The organism is [Borrelia] turdi (assembly GCF_008828755.2).
Lineage (GTDB): Bacteria > Spirochaetota > Spirochaetia > Borreliales > Borreliaceae > Borreliella > Borreliella turdi.
Window position 1 is genome coordinate 79,007 of the sequence record NZ_QBLM01000001.1, and the last position, 20,419, is coordinate 99,425.

General features: G+C 28.6%; 16 protein-coding genes. All 16 read right to left on the reverse strand.

Translation table 11 applies throughout. The features are described 5' to 3' along the window. Positions 1–23: 23 nt before the first annotated feature. Complete coding sequence (locus tag DB318_RS00325) at positions 24–1,430, reverse strand: HEAT repeat domain-containing protein (protein WP_151073684.1); 1,407 nt, start codon at positions 1,428–1,430, stop codon at positions 24–26. Next, a complete protein-coding gene (murJ, locus tag DB318_RS00330; RefSeq protein WP_151060449.1) occupies positions 1,427–2,947 on the reverse strand; it encodes a murein biosynthesis integral membrane protein MurJ in 1,521 nt (506 codons plus the stop codon). Before murJ ends, DB318_RS00325 begins: the two co-directional genes overlap by 4 nt. After that, on the reverse strand, positions 2,940–4,067 hold the full coding sequence (gene tgt, locus DB318_RS00335) for a tRNA guanosine(34) transglycosylase Tgt (protein WP_151060448.1): 1,128 nt from the start codon (positions 4,065–4,067) through the stop codon (positions 2,940–2,942). The genes murJ and tgt overlap by 8 nt, the downstream gene beginning before the upstream one ends. Before the next feature lie 21 nt (positions 4,068–4,088). Further along, positions 4,089–5,156, reverse strand: coding sequence for an LptF/LptG family permease (locus DB318_RS00340; protein WP_151060447.1), 1,068 nt, complete (start codon positions 5,154–5,156; stop codon positions 4,089–4,091). Next, positions 5,153–6,442, reverse strand: coding sequence for an LptF/LptG family permease (locus DB318_RS00345; protein WP_151073682.1), 1,290 nt, complete (start codon positions 6,440–6,442; stop codon positions 5,153–5,155). The genes DB318_RS00340 and DB318_RS00345 overlap by 4 nt, the downstream gene beginning before the upstream one ends. Next, a complete protein-coding gene (locus DB318_RS00350; protein ID WP_151060445.1) occupies positions 6,417–7,943 on the reverse strand; it encodes a hypothetical protein in 1,527 nt (508 codons plus the stop codon). Before DB318_RS00350 ends, DB318_RS00345 begins: the two co-directional genes overlap by 26 nt. 7 nt (positions 7,944–7,950) lie before the next feature. Next, the gene (gene pnp, locus DB318_RS00355; RefSeq protein WP_172964862.1) at positions 7,951–10,119 is read right to left on the reverse strand and encodes a polyribonucleotide nucleotidyltransferase; all 2,169 of its coding nucleotides are present in this window, start codon (positions 10,117–10,119) and stop codon (positions 7,951–7,953) included. 14 nt (positions 10,120–10,133) lie between these two features. After that, entirely contained in the window at positions 10,134–10,400 is a 267-nt protein-coding gene (gene rpsO, locus DB318_RS00360; protein WP_151060444.1) for a 30S ribosomal protein S15, read from the reverse strand. A 167-nt stretch (positions 10,401–10,567) separates the two neighbouring features. Further along, on the reverse strand, positions 10,568–11,416 hold the full coding sequence (gene truB, locus DB318_RS00365; RefSeq protein ID WP_151074105.1) for a tRNA pseudouridine(55) synthase TruB: 849 nt from the start codon (positions 11,414–11,416) through the stop codon (positions 10,568–10,570). A 2-nt stretch (positions 11,417–11,418) separates the two neighbouring features. Continuing rightward, entirely contained in the window at positions 11,419–11,781 is a 363-nt protein-coding gene (gene rbfA, locus DB318_RS00370; protein WP_151060442.1) for a 30S ribosome-binding factor RbfA, read from the reverse strand. 24 nt (positions 11,782–11,805) lie between these two features. After that, positions 11,806–14,424, reverse strand: coding sequence for a translation initiation factor IF-2 (infB, locus tag DB318_RS00375; protein WP_151074106.1), 2,619 nt, complete (start codon positions 14,422–14,424; stop codon positions 11,806–11,808). 2 nt (positions 14,425–14,426) lie between these two features. Beyond that, positions 14,427–15,887 carry a transcription termination factor NusA gene (gene nusA / locus DB318_RS00380; protein ID WP_151060440.1) on the reverse strand — a complete coding sequence of 487 codons (1,461 nt, stop codon included), beginning with the start codon at positions 15,885–15,887 and terminating at the stop codon, positions 14,427–14,429. A 13-nt stretch (positions 15,888–15,900) separates the two neighbouring features. After that, complete coding sequence (gene rimP, locus DB318_RS00385; protein ID WP_151060439.1) at positions 15,901–16,338, reverse strand: ribosome maturation factor RimP; 438 nt, start codon at positions 16,336–16,338, stop codon at positions 15,901–15,903. 100 nt (positions 16,339–16,438) lie between these two features. Continuing rightward, a complete protein-coding gene (locus tag DB318_RS00390; protein WP_151060438.1) occupies positions 16,439–17,056 on the reverse strand; it encodes a ComF family protein in 618 nt (205 codons plus the stop codon). Position 17,057: 1 nt separating this feature from the next. Then, on the reverse strand, positions 17,058–19,649 hold the full coding sequence (gene mutS / locus DB318_RS00395; protein WP_151074107.1) for a DNA mismatch repair protein MutS: 2,592 nt from the start codon (positions 19,647–19,649) through the stop codon (positions 17,058–17,060). A gap of 223 nt (positions 19,650–19,872) precedes the next feature. After that, the gene (locus DB318_RS00400; RefSeq protein WP_151073677.1) at positions 19,873–20,406 is read right to left on the reverse strand and encodes an OmpH family outer membrane protein; all 534 of its coding nucleotides are present in this window, start codon (positions 20,404–20,406) and stop codon (positions 19,873–19,875) included. Between the last annotated feature and the right edge of the window lie 13 nt (positions 20,407–20,419).

The window sequence follows — 20,419 nt, forward strand, 5'->3', positions numbered from 1 at the left end:
ACTTTATAATAGTTTATCAATAATTAATAATCTTTTAAAAGCATTTTAATATATTCAGAGTTAGTTTCACTTTTAATTTTTTTAAGTTTATCAGAAAGTGATGAAGATTTATTGTAAATAGCTCCTTTTAATGCAAAATGCCTTAAATCAACATTTTTACTGTCAATGATTTTAGAATAGAAATTATCAAAATTACCCTTTTTACCAGCCAACATTGAAGCAATACCTTTTAAAACATTTGAAGGTCTATTAACATTTTCTTTGTTAACAACTTCTAAAGCAATTGACAATGCTTTTAGAGAGTCCTTATCTAAAAGGTAGCTAAACATTGATATTTTAAAACTATTATCAATCTTAAAATCAAATATGATATTTTTAATCTCAATATCCCCAAGATCCATATCAATTAAAGCCTTAGCAGAAGCCTCCCTAACCTTAAAAGATGGATCGCTTTTAACCTTGTAAATCAAAATATCCTTTGCTGAAGAGTCCTTATGACCTTTAATTGCATTAATAGCTTTAAATCTAATATTATCATCAGAATCTCTTAAAAATCCTTGTAAAATCTCTTTGGACTTCAAAGAAGGATCTTTAGATAAAGAAGCAATAATAGCCAATTTAACATTTAAATTATTATTATTACTCTGAAGATACAAATCAGCATTTGTAGTCACTTTATCTGGGGCAAGATATGACAACGCTTCAATTGCGGCAGCCTTAATTGATGGGCTCTCATAGTTATCTAGAGAAATTTCATGAATTTTATTCTGATAATCAACAGCGGACATTTTCCCAAGAGCAATAAGTATTTCTTTTCTAGTGCCATCATTTCCAGAATATTTTTCAAAAACTTCCATCATATTTTTAGAATATTCAAGAGAATTAAGTTCTCCTAGATAATAAGCTGCAATAGATACCACATTACCCTCTTTATTTTCAAGAATCTCAATAAGAGTTTTTTTTAATTTATCTTTATCACCAAACTCCTTAAGATACAAAATTGCCAAACTAAATAAAGCATTTGAATATCTTTTGCTCTCATAATTTTCAAGAATATAATTTGCCGTATCAATACCCCCTGAATACTTAAGAGAAATAAACAATTCAAGTATTTCCTTTTTGATCTCGGCATTAAAGGTTTTTTCAAGTCTTTTTTTAAGAGAAAAGTTATATTGACTGTCACTTGATTTTTTAAGAGCTTTTATAATGTTTGTAACTTGACTATCAAGTCCGTAAAGAATTGTATCGTTAACATACTTGCTGTCTAAACCAACATTAGAAAAATTATCGCCTTTAGAAAAATTTTCTCTCTCAAGCTTATTTTCTATAACTTCAGGCAACAAAGGAGGCTTAGGAAGAACTGGGGAATTAACATTTTGAGCATACACATTTAAAATAAACAACAAAAATAAAAAAATAAAGAATTTCATAAAACATCCCTCCTAATAAACTTAAAAAGTTTATTTATTCCTAAAAGAAAATAACAAACAAACAAAACAAAAATACTAACAATTCCTGCCAAAATTAAAAAATAAAAATTTTTAAAACTAAAACCCACATCCCACTGAAACTTTTCAAAAATTAAATAAACTATATATAAAGGAAAAAGAGTTAAAATTGACTTCACAAGAACAAATAAAATTTCAATTAAGTCAATTTTAACTCCACTTTTTAATATTATAAAATAAAAAACAATTACACAAATCATAAAAGAAATAGATTGGGCTAATGCCAAAGCATTCAAACCATAATAATTAATACCAAAAACAGAAAGTAAAATATCAAGAATAGAAAATAAAACACTCAAGTAAAATGGTGTTTTTGCATCGCGAATAGAAAAATAATATTTTTGAAAAAAACTAAACATCGAATAAAAAAGTAAGCCTAAAAGGAAACATTTTAAAACACCCGCTGTTTTTTGAGTATCATAAATAGAAAATTTACCCCCCATAAGAAATAAATTCAAAATATAATCAGACCAAATAAACATCAAAAAAGACACTGGAATAAAAATTAACAATAAAATTTTAATTCCATCTACTAAAAGGATGTTTAATTTTATATTATTATCCAAAACAGCATACTCTGCCATTTTAGGAAAAATTACTGTTGCAATAGAAATATAAAAAATTCCTACAGGAAGCTGATAATAAACTATAGCATTACTAAGAATAGAAACACTTCCTATCTCAAGGGTAGATGCTAATGCAAATGAAATCTGCTGAGTAACAATTGAAATAGAAAATCCAAAAATCATACGAATCCATCTACTTAAGAAATTTAAAAATACCTTTTCTTTAAAATAAAATGTTGGCTTCCAAGCAAAACCAATCATAAGGCAATTTACAAAAGGAATCAGAAATTGCAAAAACCCACCAAAAATTACTCCAATAACAGCACTATATATTCCAAAACGATCATAAAATAAAAATATGCTCAATATTATTCCAAAAGAAAACATAATAGGTGAAATTGAAGGAATAAAAAAAATTTTATATGAATTTAAAACAGATATGAAAATTGATGATAGACTTATTAATAAAATATACAATACCAAATAACTAAATACAGAACTTGCAAAAATTAAGCTTTCTCCCCTATAATAAGATAAAAAATACATAATAGGCTTTGCAAAAATAATCATAACTAAAACAATTAAACCAATAGAAATAACATTAAAAGTTATAACAGTCCTGAAAAAAGAAACAGCTTTATCTTTCGATTTGTTTTTTTCATATGTAAATTCGGGTAAAAAGGCTGAGGTCATTGCGCCCTCTGAAAGAATTTTGCGCAAATTATTAGGAATATTGAAAACATAGTTAAAAATATCAGCATCAAGATTTGCACCAAAATAATAAGAGAAAATCTTTACCTTTGCAAACCCCATTATTCGTGAAAAAAAAGTAGAAATCATGACCAAAACTGTAGAAACAACATATTTATTCATCAAAATTTCCCTCTTCATACTTTTTTAAGTATGAAGTTCTAAAGTTTAAAAAATTATCATTTAAAATTGAGGTTCTGATCTTTGAAATCAACCGAAACATATAGTGAATATTATGTTCACTTGCCAAAATTATTCCAAAAAGCTCTCTCGATTTTATCAAATGCCTTAAATATCCTCTTGAATACCTTTTACATAAAGTACACCCACAATTTTTCTCTACAGGAGAAGTATCCTCTTTGTACTCTTTCCTACTAATACGCATTATCCCATTATCTGTTAAAAGAGACCCGTGCCTAGCAATTCTTGCAGGATTAACACAATCAAAAATATCAATGCCATAGTATATGGCATCAAGTATGTAATGAGGAGTACCAATGCCCATTACATATCTTGGCTTTTCTTTTGGTATAAGAGAAGAACTATATTCAAGAATTTCTAAATATTTTTCTCTTGGCTCTCCAACAGAAATACCCCCAATAGCAACACCCGGACTATCTAATTCTAATATATCATTGATACTTCTTTTCCTTAAATCTTTAAAAAAATTTCCCTGAGTTATTAAAAATAAAAGACCGTTGTATCCTTCTTTTTTATTTTTATAAGACTTCAATGTACTACGAGCCCAATTGGTTGTAATATTTGTATATAAATTAGCTTCATTATAATTAATCCCATAAGAACTACAAATATCAAGTGGCATAATAATATCACTGCCAAAAATTTCTTGCATAGCAAATACTCCCTCAGGAGTAAAATAATGATAAGATCCATCCAGATGAGATTTAAAATGTACACCTTTTAAATCAATTTTTCTCAGACTAGAAAGAGAAAACACCTGAAATCCGCCCGAATCAGTTAAAAAATTTTTATTCCAAGTTGTAAAATTATGAAGACCGCCATATTTTTCAATAGTTTCAATACCCGGCCTTAAATATAGATGATAAGTATTTGCAAGCATCAAATTACATTCTAACTTCTCAAGAACAGTATGCTTTAATCCTTTCATTGCCCCCAAAGTACCAACTGGCATAAAACAAGGGGTATCTACTCTGCCATGAGGAAGATTTAAAAATCCAACCCTTGCATTAGAATGTTTGTCATTCTTAATTACTCTAAACATATAAACATCCTAAATAATATATTATTTCCTAACAATCCTATAAACAAAAAAATTAACAATCAAAAAAAATATAGTTGTAAAAGAGCTTGCCACATATATATCTAAATAACCAAGATCCGCTAAAAAATTAAAAATTACAATAGATATGACATAAACAACAGCAAAAGCGATACTATTTAATAAACTGAGTATAAAAATATTTTTTTTAAGAGCAAGAGCAATAAAGCCCACAGTAAAACTAAGAAGTATTAATCTAAATGAAAAAAATACCCTATTTAACAAATCAAACAATGCATTAGAATAATTTAAATGTTCACTTTTGAGAAAACTTATCCAATTAATAAGTTTAGTAAAATTTAACGCCTTTGATGACATCATCACAGTTCTTATGTAGTCAGGTTCTAGCTTAATAATTCCTGTCCCATCAAGAACATCATAGGCATTCTCTTTAATTTTTCTACCCGCCTTAACAAACTCTCTAATACCATAAAGCTTCCACTTATTATCTTTCCATTCAGCTTTATCTATATCATATCTTATTTGAAACTCATCTTTACTGTTTTTAATTATAATCATTAAGTTAGAAAAAGAATTCTCATCAATATCATAAGATTTAATATTATAAATTTCTCTAGCAAGATCTCTAATTATTATAGTTTTATCACTAGATCCACTATTGCCAATACTATTCCTAATAAGAATATCTCTTCTTGCTACAGTATCTACTACCAAATAATTATCAAAAAAGAAAAGAATAAATGAAATAAATGCACTAATTAAAATTATTGGTCTTAATATTCTGGTAAGTGAAACTCCACAACTAAAAAGACCTATTATTTCATTTCTCATAGAAAGATTACCAATAAGATTAGAAATAGCAAAAAGAAAAGATAAAGCAACTCCATCAGAGAAAGCTTTTGGCAAATACAAATAATAAATATAAAGAATATCCTTAAAACCAACATTCTTTTCAAGATAATTGAGAAGATTAACAAATAAATCACCAAGCATAATTAAAATCATAAAAAGTAAGTTCATGGATAAAAAAGTAAGAATGATGCTTTTTACAAAAAGCTTATCTATTTTCATTTTTTCAATAATCTCAAAAAGAGAATTGCTCCTGCAATAATTAAAATTAAATTTGGCAAAATAGTAACAATAATAGGATTTGGTGCATACTGCACAGTATAAACTTTTCCACCAATAAACATTACCCAATAAAAAACACAAACAATAATTGAAATTACAAGCTCAAGAATAATAGAATATTTCCTATTAGAATACATTCCCATTGAAAAAGCTAAAAAAATAAAAAATAAAACTGAGAGTGGTAAACTAATTTTTTGATAAAATTCAAGATTAAACAGAGCCAAATTTTGATTCATGCTTTTATCCTGATAAGGCTTAAAATTTAAATTTAAATTATACATATAGTTTAAATTTTCAAAAACATAAGATTCATCTGCATAATAGTTTTGGTTGTATAAGTAATTTAAATAAAGATTTGAAAAATTTAAACTTAAAAAGTCCCCTTCTAGATTATTTTTTATATTTGAATCTGCGATTAAATTGTTTTGCTTTTTAATTAATTTTATAACATCTCTCATGCTCATTTGAGAAGGAGTCACATAATTTAATAAAAAACTATCGCTAAATGTAACTTGATCAATTGAATATTTCATCTTATCTGCATAAAAATAATCATAAAATCCACCTTCGCTGTCTGTTAAAGCAATAGAGAGAACATCATTTAAAATAAAATAAACTTGAAAATTTTCTTTTCTAATATCAAGATTTTTTGCCATAAATATTCTATCAAATCCCTTAAGCCTTGTGTTATCAAAAAAAGTTACATTTTTATAACCATTTTCCGATTTCTCACCAGAAACAAAAATTAAATCTCCATACTGTTTGCTTGAATAAGGTTTTAATACTAAATGGGGGACTTCTTCTTTTATTTCATTGAAAATTTTCAGCCTACCAATAGATCCAAGTGGAAGTAAAATATCATTAGATATAAAAGATATAAAAACAATAACTACTCCCAATTTAAAAAATGGAATAAGCAAATCAAAAATTGATATACCAATTGAACGAAAAGCTAAAATTTCATTATTAATCTTGAATTTATGAATAGTAAGAATTACTGAAATCAAAGAAGCAAAAGGGGGAGAAAGCGCAATTACCATAGGAAGAGAATATATAATAAAAATAAAAGCTTTAAAAAAGGGAACATAATTTTGAAGAAGTATTCTCATAAAGAATAAAATTTGATTTATAAAAAATACGAAAAAGAAAAATAAAAACGTAATTAAAAAATATTTAAAAAATTCAGTAATTATGTAAGACTCATAACTGTTTTTTAATATTTTCATCTACAAAAACCAAGCCATTATTAAGAGTGGCCAATATAACATAATTTTCAAATCTAGAAACTTTGATTAAATTTAAATTAAGAAGTCCATTATTAGGCCCAAAATAATCCCAATTGTCATTTTCAGAATCATAAATCAATAGTCCATGATCAAAGGTTGCAAATAACAGCTTTTGATCTTTAATCTCCATATCCATAAAATAATTAACATTAATATTATTGGCAATAACGTGCTTTTTATAGCTATTTTTATTTAAATTTAATTCAAAAAGACCCCCACCATATGTTCCAATAAAATAACTATCTTTATATCTTTTTATAAAATTAATATTTTTTTCATTATCATTCTTGCTAAAAAAATCCAAATGCTCAATCTTCCCTAAATTATCGACATTAATACTGTAAATAGCCTTGTCAACTGTTCCAACTAATAATAAATTTTTCACACTATCAAAGCACATTGAAGAAATTTTATTAGATCCAAGTGGTATATTTTTCCAATTTTTTAAATCATAAAACCACAGCCCAGAATTTAAAGTACCAACAAATACTCCATTTTTAACACCAAGCAAAACTTGTACATTGCTAAAATCAGCATTATTAGGAACATTTATTTGCTTCAAATCTCCATCAGTATTATCTATATAATAAACAACATTTTTTCCCCCAATATAAATTGTTCCATTATACTCTGAAAAACCCCTAATGCCATTTAGAAAAATGCTTTTTTTATCTTTAAGGTAGACTCTATAATCATTTTTTTTAATATTGTACCTTAAAAGCCCACCCAATATATTAGTTACAAATATATTCTCGTTAAAGACAAATATATCAAAAACACTATTGTCAAGAAAGCCTAAGGATTCTAAGTTTAAATGACTTACCCCAAGCTTATTACTTAAAAAATCATAAATCTCTTTATCATAACCTGAAATAGAAAATTCATTAATCTCTTTAAATGCAGAGATTGCATCTGATTTTTCTTTAACAAGATATTTTAATTCAGCTAATCTTAAGCTAGCATGAGAATATTTATAATTTTTTAAAAATAGATCAAAATTATATTCAGAAAGATCATAAAAGCCATTCTCATAATTTACATATCCAAAAAACAAATTTGCCTTAGCTAACAATTCCCTATCATGCTGATTCTCATTAGCCACTATTTTGTTCAAATAATAGTTCGTCAAGCCAATATTTTTCTTAGCATAACTTTCTCTGGCCTTTTTAAAATAAAAATTATCTTCATTTAAAAAAGCATTACTAAGAAAAAAAGATTCATTATCTTTTAATCCTACCAAATAGTCTCTTTTAAATTCACTCTCATTAACAACATTATTATCATCAATGATAACCGCTTCTTTTTTATTTTCTACAAAATCACTAATTTTAGAATCTTGAATAACCCTATTTTGAATAGATCTATTTGTGGTAAGACAGGAAAAAAATAAGACAAAACATATAAGATAACCTTTAAATAAATTATTTAAAACAAATTTCATATTAATTTTAATAATCTTTATCTCTAACAATTTCAAGATCAATTTTTCCAAATTTGTCTATATCAATTATTCTAACTTTAATTTTCTGCCCTTCTTCTAATCTTGGAGGTCGAACTAATCCTGCATTGCCCCTTATATTGTCCCCACTACCACCAAATCTGGAATATCTATTACTATTCCCAAATCTTCCAGAACCATACTTGCTATCCCTGGATTTCAAGCGAGTACTTAAAAATCCTTCCTTTGTAGGAGTAAGTTCAATAAAAGCCCCAAAGCTATTAATCTTTTTAACAATTCCTTCATAAATTTCACCTACCTTTGGTTCCCTTACAATACTCTCTATTTTTTCCCTAGCCTTTTGCATCTTAAAATCATCATCGCCGAAAAGAATAATTTTTCCATTTTGTTCAATTTGAACCTTAACTTCAAATTCATCTGTTATGGCCTTAACAGTTTTCCCAGTGGACCCTATTACAAGAGATATCTTGTCAATATCAACTTGTAGCTGAACAATTTTAGGAGCATATTTAGATATACCAGCTCTTGAATCCGGAATTACGGCATTCATAATAGAGAGTATGTGCATTCTTCCTATTCTTGCCTGTTCAAGAGCATCCTTCATTAAATGTTTAGTAACATTTTCAATCTTAATATCCATTTGAAATCCAGTAATTCCATTTTTTGTACCAGCAACTTTAAAGTCCATATCTCCTAAATGATCCTCTTCTCCAAGAATATCACTTAAAACTACATATTTATCCCCTTCGCTAATAAGCCCCATGGCTATTCCTGCAACTTGCCTTTTAACAGGAACCCCTGCAGACATTAAAGACATACTCCCAGCGCAAACAGTAGCCATTGAAGAAGATCCGTTAGACTCCAAAATCTCAGAAACCACTCTAATAGTATACGGAAAATCGTTTTTTCCAGGCACTATTGATTCTAAAGCTCTTTGAGCCAAATGGCCATGGCCAATCTCGCGCCTACCAGTCATAAGTCTACCAGTTTCACCAACTGAAAATGGAGGAAAATTGTAATGAAGCATAAAATTAAGACGCTTATCACCATCAATATCATCCATTATTTGCTCATCGATACTCGTACCAAGAGTAGTTACTGCTAAAGCTTGTGTCTCCCCTCTTGTAAAAAGTGCAGATCCATGCGTTCTATTTAAAATATCAACTTCTGCAAGAATATCTCTTATCTCATTAGGAGCTCGACCATCTGTTCTAATCATATCGTTAAGAATAGAATTTCTAACAATCTCTCTTTCAAAATCATCAAAGGCTTTATAGAAAAGAGACTCATTGCTCTCAGTTAATTTCTCAAGAGAAAAAAAATGCTCATAAGATTTATTTCTCAACAAAGTTATAGCTTTATCTCTATTAAGCTTCCCCTTAACAAAACAAGCTTCTTTAAGGTCAGCATAAATAAAATCCCTAAGCTCCTCTTTAAATTCAAATATTTTTTCTTCAAAAGCTAAAGGAAGTTTTTCTTTTTTCCCTACAATATCTAAAAATTCTTTTTGAGCATTGCAAATTTGTTTAATATATTCATGTGCAGCATCTATTGCTGACAACAAAATATCCTCACTAACCTCATTAGCACCGCCTTCTACCATTGTAATTCCATTTAAACTTCCTGCAACAACAATATCAAGATCAGAATCATGAATCTCTTCAAACGAAGGATTTACTATAAACCTACCATTCAAATAAACCATTCTAACAGCTGCAATTGGACCATTAAACGGAATATCTGATAAAAAAACTGCCGTAAAAGCGGCATTCATTCCAACAATATCAGGAGGATTGAGCTGATCTGTAGCTAAAGTTGTAGGAATTACTTGAATTTCTCGACCAAATCTTTTATCAAAAAGAGGTCTCATTGGTCTATCTATTAATCTAGAAACAAGTATTTCTTTATCTTTGGGCTTTCCTTCTCTTTTGATAAATCCTCCTGGAATCTTCCCAGCTGCATAATATTTCTCATTATATTCAACAGAAAGCGGAACAAAATCTAAATCTTCTCTTACATTACTTGAACAACAAACAGTTGCAAGAACCGAAGATCCTCCATAAGTTGCAAGAACCGATCCATTAGCCTGCTTAGCCATAAATCCCGTCTCAAATACTAACTCGTCTTTGCCTATTTTCAACTTTAATATTTTCCTCAAAATTCAACCTCTTTTTATTTTCTAAGCCCAAGCTTAGATATCAATATCCTATAAGCTTCTAAATCTTTTTTCTGGTAATACCGCAATAAACTTCGTCTTTGCCCTACCAACTTTAACAAGCCCCTTTTTGAACTGTGGTCTTTTTTATTTATCTTTAAATGTTCAGTTAAATACTTTATTCTACCTGTAATAAGTGCAATCTGAACCCCAACAGAACCAGTATCGTTTTCATTTTTCCCAAATTCAGAAACTATTTTTTGCTTTTGCTTTTTATCTATCATAAAGCAACTCCTATACCATTATAGCAAAGCTCTAACAACCTATTGCTATAATTTAAATTAACTACTATGATAGATTATAATCTTTTTTCTAAAAAATCACAAAAACAATTTACCTTTTTAAAATTATTTTTAATAATAAATTATTAAATTGTTTAAAAAAAATAAAATTATAATATAACAACATATTTATATTTATTCAAACCTATTCCTTTAATGACCGCTAATATTTCCTCTTCTCTAGATTTTAAAATCTTAAATTCATTAATATTGACTTGAATTTCAACATAAGCCCCATTTCTAACAAGGTTTACCTTGTTAGAATCAATGTAAACCTTTTCAAAAATTCTTAAAGATTCTAATCTAATCAAAGAAGCTTTACTCAAATTTTCACACAACGTGGAATCTTCTAATCTAAACATACCTACCTTAGTTCTTTTTAAATTGCTAACATAAGCGCAAGTATTTAAAGAATAAGCTAAATCTCTTGCAATGCTCCTAATATAAGTACCTTTTGAACAACTAATTTTTAAACTAAGCAAAGAAGAATCACAATCGTAACTTAATCTTTGAATATCATAAACATTTACCCTTCGCTTTTTAGTTTCAAAAAACTTTCCATTCAAAGCAAGTTTATAAGCCCTGCTGCCATCAATATGAACAGAAGAAAATCTAGGGGGACTTTGATAAATCTCTCCCACAAAATCTTTAAGCTTTAAATCTATATCCTCTAAATTGGGAATATAATCTTTTTTATCAACTATTCTTCCATTTGGATCAAGGGTATCTGTTTCTAATCCAAATCTAAATTCTGCTATATACTCTTTATCTAAAGAAATAAAATAGCTTGCAAGCTTAGTATATTTTCCTACAAGAGCAATTAAAATTCCACTTGCAAATTTATCAAGCGTACCAGAATGCCCAACATGATTTGTATTAAAGTACTTTTTTATAGGAAAAAGAGTTTCAAAGGAAGTTTTGCCTTGTTCTTTATTAATTAAAAGGAATCCGTTTTCCAAATTTAATTCTCTCTTGTAATATTTAATCCTTCGATTATTTTATTAACATAAAACGATTTAGAAAGAGAATCATCCTTAACGAATAATAACTTAGGAGTACTTCTAACTTTAATTCGCTTAATAATTTGACTTTGAATAAATCCCTTAGCATTATTTAAAGCTTTAACTGCATTATCCAAAGAAGCACCTTCTTTAATAGAACCAATAAACACTTTGGCATTTATTAAATCTTTTGAAAATTCTACTTTAACCACAGTTAAAAATGAATGAATTCTGGGATCTTTAATTCCCCTACCCACTATTAAATTGCCAATTTCTTGAGCAATTAAACTCTCGAGTTTAAATTTTTTTATATTCTTATACATAAACACATATAAATAAAAGCAACGCTAAGTTTTAAAAGATTTTTTTACCCTTTTTACCTCAAATGCTTCAATTATGTCTCCTTCTTTAATATTAGCATAGTTATCAATCATAATACCACACTCATATTGTTCAGCAACTTCTTTAACATCATCTTTAAATCGCTTTAAAGATGAAATTTTACCAGAATGTATCTGCAAACCATCTCTCATTACATTAGTAATCGCATCTCGTTTTATTAAACCCCGAGAAACATAACAACCAGCTATTACCCCAACTTTAGGAACATTAATTACAGCTCTTACTTCAGCAAAGCCAATAAACTGCTGCTCAACATCTGGCTCAAGCATACCCTCAAGAACTGATTTAACATCACTTATAGCATCATAAATAACATTATACTTTCTAATCTCAACTTTTTCCTGATCTGCAAGTATCTGGGCTTTTACAGTAGGTCTTACATGAAACCCAATAACAATAGCATTGCTTGCTGAAGCAAAGCTAATATCTGTTTCGGTTATTACGCCCGCTGATGAGTGCACAACTCTTACTCTAACCTCATCGTTTGTTAATTTTTCAAGAGAATTCTTTAAAGCTTCGACTGAGCCTTGAACATCTGCTTTTAAAATTATTTTAAGTTCTTTAAGCGCTCCTTCTTTAATTGAATCATAAAGATTCAACATAGTAACTTTCTTTACATTCTTAGAAGATTCATACTTTTTAAGATCTTGTCTTTTAGAACTGATCAATTTTGCTTCTTTTTCAGTTTTAGTTACTTGAAAAGGATCCCCAGCCTGAGGCATTGAAGAAAATCCTAAAACACTAATAGCTTTAGCAGGTCCAACACTCTTAACAGAAACACCCTTATCGCTAATTAATGCCTTAACTTTACCATAACACGCTCCACCCACAAAAGAATCTCCTACATAAAGAGTTCCATCCTCAATAATAACAGAACAAACTATTCCGCGCCCCAAATCAATCTTGGCATCAAGTACTTTCCCAATAGCCCTTTTAGATGGGTTTGCCCTTAATAACATCATATCTGCCTGCAAAAGAATCATATCAATAAGCTTGGTAATTCCTATATTTTTAAGAGCAGAAATCAACACAAAAATAGTGTCTCCTCCCCAATCCTCAGGCACCAAGTCGTACTCTGAAAGCTGATGTTTAATTTTATCAGGATTTGAATCTGGTAAATCAATCTTATTTATAGCAACAATAATCGGAACATTTGCTTCTTTTGCATGATTAATAGCCTCAATAGTTTGAGGCATAACTCCATCAATTGCTGACACAACAAGAACAACAATATCTGTAACTTGAGCCCCACGACTTCTCATCATAGTAAAAGCTTCATGACCAGGGGTATCTAAAAATGTTATTTCTCTATCATTATAAACAATGGTATAAGCTCCAATATGCTGAGTAATACCGCCAGACTCTGTTTGATTTATATCTATATTTTGAAGCACAGAAAGTAGTTTAGTTTTACCATGATCAACATGTCCCATTATTGTAATAACAGGGGGTTTTTCAATTCTTTTACTATGATCTTCTACCTCTTCTTCTATAACCGTTTCATCATAAATAGAAACAACATTGACTTTTGAGCCATATTCTTCAACTAAAATAGTTGCCGTATCAGAATCTATCTTTTCATTAATAGTTACCATTACGCCCAAAGCCATCAATTTGGCAATCAAATCAGAAGATTTTAAATTCATCTTTCTTGCAAGATCAGAGACAGTAATGCTACCCATAATGTCAATTGATTTTGGAATAGGGTTAGCTAAATTTTCTCTTTTCTTTTTTTGAAGTTGTTCAAAAACCTTTTGCTCAATTGTCTTACTCTCAGTTTCTGCTTTTTTCCTCTTATAGCTTTTTTGACTTTCTTGTTGCTGTTTTTTCTTCTCACCAAGCTTACGATTTAACTCTTTGCTATTCTCAGAATCTACTGAAGACGTGCTGCTAACAATAGAAGGAACTTTGGCTTTTATAACTCTTCTAAAAGACATGGGAGTAGTATATTTATTCTGAGGGTTATTTTTGGCAACATATGTTTTCTTTATCGAACCTTGATATTGAGAAGCTAAGCTGTCTCTGTTTTGTGCATACCCACCAGTTCTGTTGTCTCTGTTTTGTGCATACCCACCAGTTCTGTTGTCTCTGTTTTGTACATACCCACCAGTTCTGTTGTCTCTGTTTTGTGCATACCCACCAGTTCTGTTGTCTCTGTTTTGTGCATACCCACCAGTTCTATTGTCTCTGTTTTGTGCATACCCACCAGTTCTATTGTCTCTGTTTTGTGCATACCCGCCAGTTCTATTGTCTCTGTTTTGTGCATACCCGCCAGTTCTATTGTCTCTGTTTTGTGCATATTCACCAGTTCTGTTGTCTCTGTTTTGTGCATACCCACCAGTTCTATTGTCCCTATTTTGTGAATATTCACCAGTTCTGTTGTCTCTATTTTGCGAATATCCAACTTTGTTGTTGTGCTTATACAAATCATCAATAGAGCTATTTGAATTATTTTTACTGCTTAAATCGTTATGCGTTACAATCTTTACTACTTTCTTTCTTAACTTAATAATCTTAATTTTTTTACCATCTTCATTTTTATTATTATCAATATCTTTCGACAAACTTACTCCTCCTCAAACTCGAAACTAAGCCCTATTTTACAACCCGGACAGGAGGTCATATTTTCATTAATAACAACACCACATTCAGGACAAAGAAGCTCTTCCCCTTCACCTTCTTCTATTTTTTCCATAGACTCACCATTGTCATTGTCATTAGAAATTATTATCATCCCCTCTTTTAATATTTTGTTAATTTCTTCTTGTTTTTCATAACTTACTCCAAGATTAAAAAGCACTCCCTCATCTGCTTGTAAAAAATTGTTAATATCATTAAGCCCCTCTTTTGATAAATTAGAAATCACAGAAGAATCGAGCAATTTAAGATCACTTATTTTACTAATCTCCTCAAATTGTTCCTCTTCAACAACATCTTGCATAACTTTATCAAACATTTCAAGTGTTTCTTGCTTAAACTCTGAATTAGCTTTCATTTCTGCAAATTGACTGCTAGTTTTAACATCAATAGCCCAGTCAAGAAGTCTATTAGCAAGTCTAACATTTTGACCCATTTTACCTATAGCAAGAGAAAGTTGATCATCGCTAACAACTACTAAGGCCTTATGTAAATCCTCATCAAGAATATAAACATGCTCTATCTTAGAAGGGGTCAAAGAATCTTTTATAAATTCTTTAATATCTTTACTATAAGGGATAATATCTATTTTTTCTCCTTCAAGTTCCTTAATTATAGATTGAATTCTAACCCCTTTTTGTCCTATGCAAGGACCAATAGGATCAATCTCTTCTTTTTCAGAATAAACGGCAACTTTAATTCTGTAACCCGGATCACGAACTATTTTATGAATTTTAATAATACCTTCTTCAATCTCGGGAATTTCAAGTGCTAAGAGCTCTTCAATAAACTTTGGATGAGTTCTAGAAAGAATAACCTCAATGCCATTTTTACCCTTTTTGACATTATGAACTAAAACTCTAATCTTATCATTAAGGCTATAAACTTCTCTTGGCGACTGATACTTTTTAGGAATTATACCATCAGTATTACCAAGATTAACATAAAGATCTCCATTTCTATTTTGTTGAACATACCCAATAACAACCTTATTCAACTTGCTTTTAAATTCTGATAAAATTTCATTATCCTCAATTCCTTGTAAATCGTTTTTGGTTCTTTGTTTTGCAACCTGAATAGAAAGTCTATCAAAAACTTTAGGATCAATTTCAATGTAAGCATAATCACCTTCTACAATATTTTCTCTTGAGATATCTTTTTCCAATATTTCAAGCAAAGAATCTTTCACCTCTTCTACAATTTTCTTTTTTGCATAAACCACCAAATCTCCAGTATCATCATCAAACTTAATAAAAGCATTCTCATTGCTTCCAAAATACTTTTTATAAGCTATTAATACTGATTCTTTAATTGTTTTTCTAATAGACTCTACGCTCATACTGCGATCATTTGCAATACTTACAATCATATGTCCCGTGCCCTTTATCATCCAAAATTCCTCCTTAAACTAGTCTAGCCTTCTTAACATCACTATAAAAAACATTTAATTCTTTGCTATCTGTTTTAAAAATAAAACTTTTTAATTTTGCTTCTAATATAAAACCCTCTTCAAATTCATTATCTAGCATCAACTTAATCTTTTTACCTTCAAAAATTTGGAACTCTCTGTCACTTTTTATCCTTCTACCTATTCCTGGTGTAGAAAGCTCTAAGGTAAAATTATATTTAAGATTTGCTTCCAAAATTAATAAAATCATCTTATGCAAATCAGTCATCAAATCAATACCTAAAGAAAAATCTTTACCATAAAGAACTATTTGAATTTTTCCGCCATTTTTATTTTTAAAAATATTAATTTCTAATATTTCAACATTTAAACGCTCTGCTAAATTTTTTATTAAATTATAAACTTCATTATTTTTATCAAAACATTTAATCAACTATATTCCTAAAAATAATAAGGTTCTTTTAAAAGAACCTTATTAAATACATAACTAAACCTTAAATCAAGGTTAACACTTGGAAAAAATAATGTCAATATTAAAGCAAATTATAAGATTTGGCCAAAGAAAGCCTTATAACATTATAAGCCCCACATTGCATAACAAGGTCTTCACAGATACACATAGATGTTCCTGTGGTAACAATATCATCAAGCAAAACAATCTTTTTAAATTGGAAATTTTTATACTTTGATCTTAATTTAATTTTATTTTCAAGATTTTTAAATCTAAGATTCCCTTTCATTAACTTCTGACTTTTCCCATACTTTCTTGAAAAAATATTCATATAATTAAAACCAAAACGGCTTAATAAAATACCAATATATTCCATGTGATCAAAACCATAAAATAATTTTCTTTTAAAGCTACAAGGAACAGTTACTATTTGATCAAAATCAATATTACTTAAACATTTAGCAATTCCACTTGCTAAAAATCTGCCAATTGATTTTTGACCATCTCTCTTATAAGACAAAATTAAAGATTTATAATGCTCTTTATATTCAAAAAAATAAATTAAATTCTCATCAAATTTAATTTTAAAATTAAAAAGCGACTTGCATTGGTTGCAAAGAGCATTTGAAGATACATATCTTTTTCTACAAAAAACACAAAAAGGCAAAAATATACTTCTTAAAACACTTAAATAACTCATACTAACTAGACTGAGAAACAACTTTTAAAACAATTTGATTTAGCAGCTCAATTGATTGAAAAGGGGTAATATTATTAATATCTATGTTAGAAATAAATTTTTTCAACTCTAAATACTCATTTAATTTAACATGAACATCAGTGTCATTTTTCAAGATCTCTTTATCACAACTATTAGAAGAAATATAAGGAATAAATTCCAAACAAGAGCTACTCTCTCGGCTCAACAAACTTTTTAGAATAGCATTAGCCCTGTCTATTACCCTTAAAGGAAGTCCTGCTATACGAGCAACATAAATCCCATAAGAATTAAGAGATGGTTTTTCTTCAACTTCTCTTAAGAAAACAAGATCATTACCCTGCTTTTCAATTTTCATTGAAAGATTGATAAAAGCTTTATGATTAATAGCCGATAGTTCATGAAAATGTGTGGCAAATAAACTTCTAGCTTTAATATGCTCTAAAATATATTCTATAATAGAATAAGCAATAGCAAGTCCATCGTTTGTACTAGTGCCTCTTCCAACTTCATCCATAATTATCAAGCTCTTTTCTGTTGCATTTCTCAAAATATTAGCTGTTTCGTTCATTTCAACCAAAAAAGTAGATTCCCCTTTAGCAAGATTATCACTTGCTCCAATTCTGCAAAAAATTTTATCTGTAATACCTATTACAGCATTAGAAGCTGGCACAAAAGAGCCTATGTGTGCCATTAAAGTAATTAAAGCTACTTGACGCAAATAGGTTGATTTACCCGCCATATTAGGGCCAGTAATCAAACAAAAATACCCTTCTTTATTAATCCTTACAAAATTTTCAGTAAAGATTTCGGTGTTTTTTACATAACGCTCAACAACAGGATGGCGCGACTTGTCAAGAAAAACTTCTTTATCTTGTGTCAACACAGGTCTTTTATATTCATTTTTTTTTGCCAAATACCCAAAGTTAACAACCAAATCAATATATGCAAAAAATTCTGAAACCTTTTTAAGAACTTTATTATGCTTAACAACATTTAATGCTATTTCATCAAAAATTTCCTGTTCAAAAGCAACCACACTGTCCTCAGCATTATTAATATCCACTTCAAGAGAAATAAGTTTTTCTGTTTTATATCTTTTTGAAGAATTTAAAGTTTGGCTTTCAATAAAATGTGTTGGCACTTGAGCATAATTACTCTTTGTAACTTCAAAAAATAATCCCCTATTATTAGTTTTTCTAATCTTTAGATTATTAATCTTACTAAGCAGTCTCTCTGATTCAAGATATTCATCAATATATTTATTTGCATTAATCTTTAAATCTTTTAAACTATCAAGTTTTAAATCATAACCTCTTTTAATAAGCTCATCTGATGAGCTTGAAATTGCGCTCTTTATTAAAAAACAAACTTCAGAAATATTATCCTCTTCAGACTTATCAAAATCCCAATAATCAAAATTATGCTTATCAAATAACTTTTTTACCAAAAAAAATACAGAAAGTGCTTTTTCAATAAATAAAAAATCTTTTTTAAGATATCTTTTCATCTGAATCCTAGATATTATTCTCTCAATATCCCATATATTAACAAAAGCTTCTCTTAAGGTCACAGTTAAGCTAATATTTTTGCAAAAAAATTCAACATGATCTAGCCTAGTATTGATTTCAGAAATATTTAAAATTGGATTTAAAATAAATTCACGCAAAAGCCTCTTTCCCATTGCGGTTTTACAATCATTTAAAACAGAATATAATGAGTATTGAGAAGAAAAATCTTTATTATTTTTTACAAGCTCAAGATTCACTTGAGTTACATCATCAAGAAACATATGCAAAGAATCATTATTAATATCTATTTTATCAATATTGCTTAATAAATTTTTTAAATTATTTTTTATATGATTTATAATGAGAAAAATTGAAATGTAATAAGGTTTCTCCTCATCAAAACCAAGAGAACTCAATCCAAGTATCTTAAAATGCTCCTTTATTGCTTTTATTGCAACATCCTTGTCAAGATGCCAATCAGGAACCCTGTTAATTAAAAACCGACTAAGATTAAGCTTCTCTGAGTATTCATAATAAAAGTTCTCAGAAATTATTATCTCTTTAGGAGAGTATTTCTCAAGATCCCTTTTAAGTTTTTCAAAAAAACTATTCTCATAAAACATTATCCCAAGACTAGAAGTAGATAAGTCTATATAAGAAAACGAATAATAATTTTTGTAATCACTAATAGCAACTAAATAGTTATTAACGTCATCATTTAAAAAATCTTCATCAATAATAACACCCGGGGTTATTACTTCAACAACCTCTCTTTCTAAAGGCCCACCCCCAGAAGTAGGATTAGACACTTGTTCACAAATTGCAACCTTTTTATCAAACAAAATTAATTTTCTTATATATTCCTTGCTAGTATGGCAAGGCACTCCACACATTGGAACATTTTCTCTTTTTGTCAATGTTAAATTAAGAAGTTTGCTTGCCTCAATTGCATCTTCGAAAAACATTTCATAAAAACTCCCTACTCTAAAGAAAATAATAGAATCTTTATATTTTTTTTTGATATCTAAGTATTGCCTCATCATTGGGGTAACATTATTTTCCATATGTTTCCTAAATAATATTGAATTATAATTGATATTATAAAATAAATATATTTCAATTAAAAATAAAGAATATAAAATGAGAAAAGGACTCTAAAAGTAATATTTTTACAATTAAAATAACCCAATCATTGGCAAGTTGACTGTTTTAATGAATAGGAACAATAAAAAAATTTGCAGTCTAATTACAGCAAATTTAATAAAGTAAAATCTTAAAGGAAAAGTCTTAAGGATTTTTATTATCCTTTTCTAAAAGATACTTAACAACACTGTCTGTTATATCAACAGTGCTGTTATGATAAAGAATATACGGATTATTTTTTTTCATGATCAAAGAAAACCCATTAGCTTCTGCAATATATTGAATACCATGAAGTATTTTGCTTAAAGATTCACTATTATTGTTTAAACTATTAATATTAGCCAATCTTTGTTGTTCTAAATTATTCTTTGCTAAACTAGATATTCTCTTTATCTCATCAACTTTCAAATTATACTGGTTTCCAAAAGATCTTGCATTATCTAAATCATTATCGGCAATTGATTTATCATACATCTGCTTCAAATTCTTGAGCTCTAAATTTAACAGATTTATTTGTTCTTGATATCTATTTTTTATTTGATCAAGATTAGCTTTCAATTGAGGATTTAAAACTTCAATCACAATCCTATCAAAATCAACAATGCCTATTTTAATAACATCTATTGAAAAAACATTTAAAGACAATAAAAAAAACAATGGTAAAATCAAAAAACACACAAATTTCCCTATA

Coding starts and splice junctions, on each gene's coding strand:
- DB318_RS00350 (WP_151060445.1), bottom strand. CDS start 7,943: ATGAAATTTGTTTTAAATAATTTATTTAAAGGTTATCTTATATGTTTT.
- rbfA (WP_151060442.1), bottom strand. CDS start 11,781: ATGTATAAGAATATAAAAAAATTTAAACTCGAGAGTTTAATTGCTCAA.
- tgt (WP_151060448.1), bottom strand. CDS start 4,067: ATGTTTAGAGTAATTAAGAATGACAAACATTCTAATGCAAGGGTTGGA.
- DB318_RS00325 (WP_151073684.1), bottom strand. CDS start 1,430: ATGAAATTCTTTATTTTTTTATTTTTGTTGTTTATTTTAAATGTGTAT.
- murJ (WP_151060449.1), bottom strand. CDS start 2,947: ATGAATAAATATGTTGTTTCTACAGTTTTGGTCATGATTTCTACTTTT.
- rpsO (WP_151060444.1), bottom strand. CDS start 10,400: ATGATAGATAAAAAGCAAAAGCAAAAAATAGTTTCTGAATTTGGGAAA.
- nusA (WP_151060440.1), bottom strand. CDS start 15,887: ATGATAAAGGGCACGGGACATATGATTGTAAGTATTGCAAATGATCGC.
- DB318_RS00340 (WP_151060447.1), bottom strand. CDS start 5,156: ATGAAAATAGATAAGCTTTTTGTAAAAAGCATCATTCTTACTTTTTTA.
- mutS (WP_151074107.1), bottom strand. CDS start 19,649: ATGGAAAATAATGTTACCCCAATGATGAGGCAATACTTAGATATCAAA.
- DB318_RS00345 (WP_151073682.1), bottom strand. CDS start 6,442: ATGAAAATATTAAAAAACAGTTATGAGTCTTACATAATTACTGAATTT.
- DB318_RS00390 (WP_151060438.1), bottom strand. CDS start 17,056: ATGAGTTATTTAAGTGTTTTAAGAAGTATATTTTTGCCTTTTTGTGTT.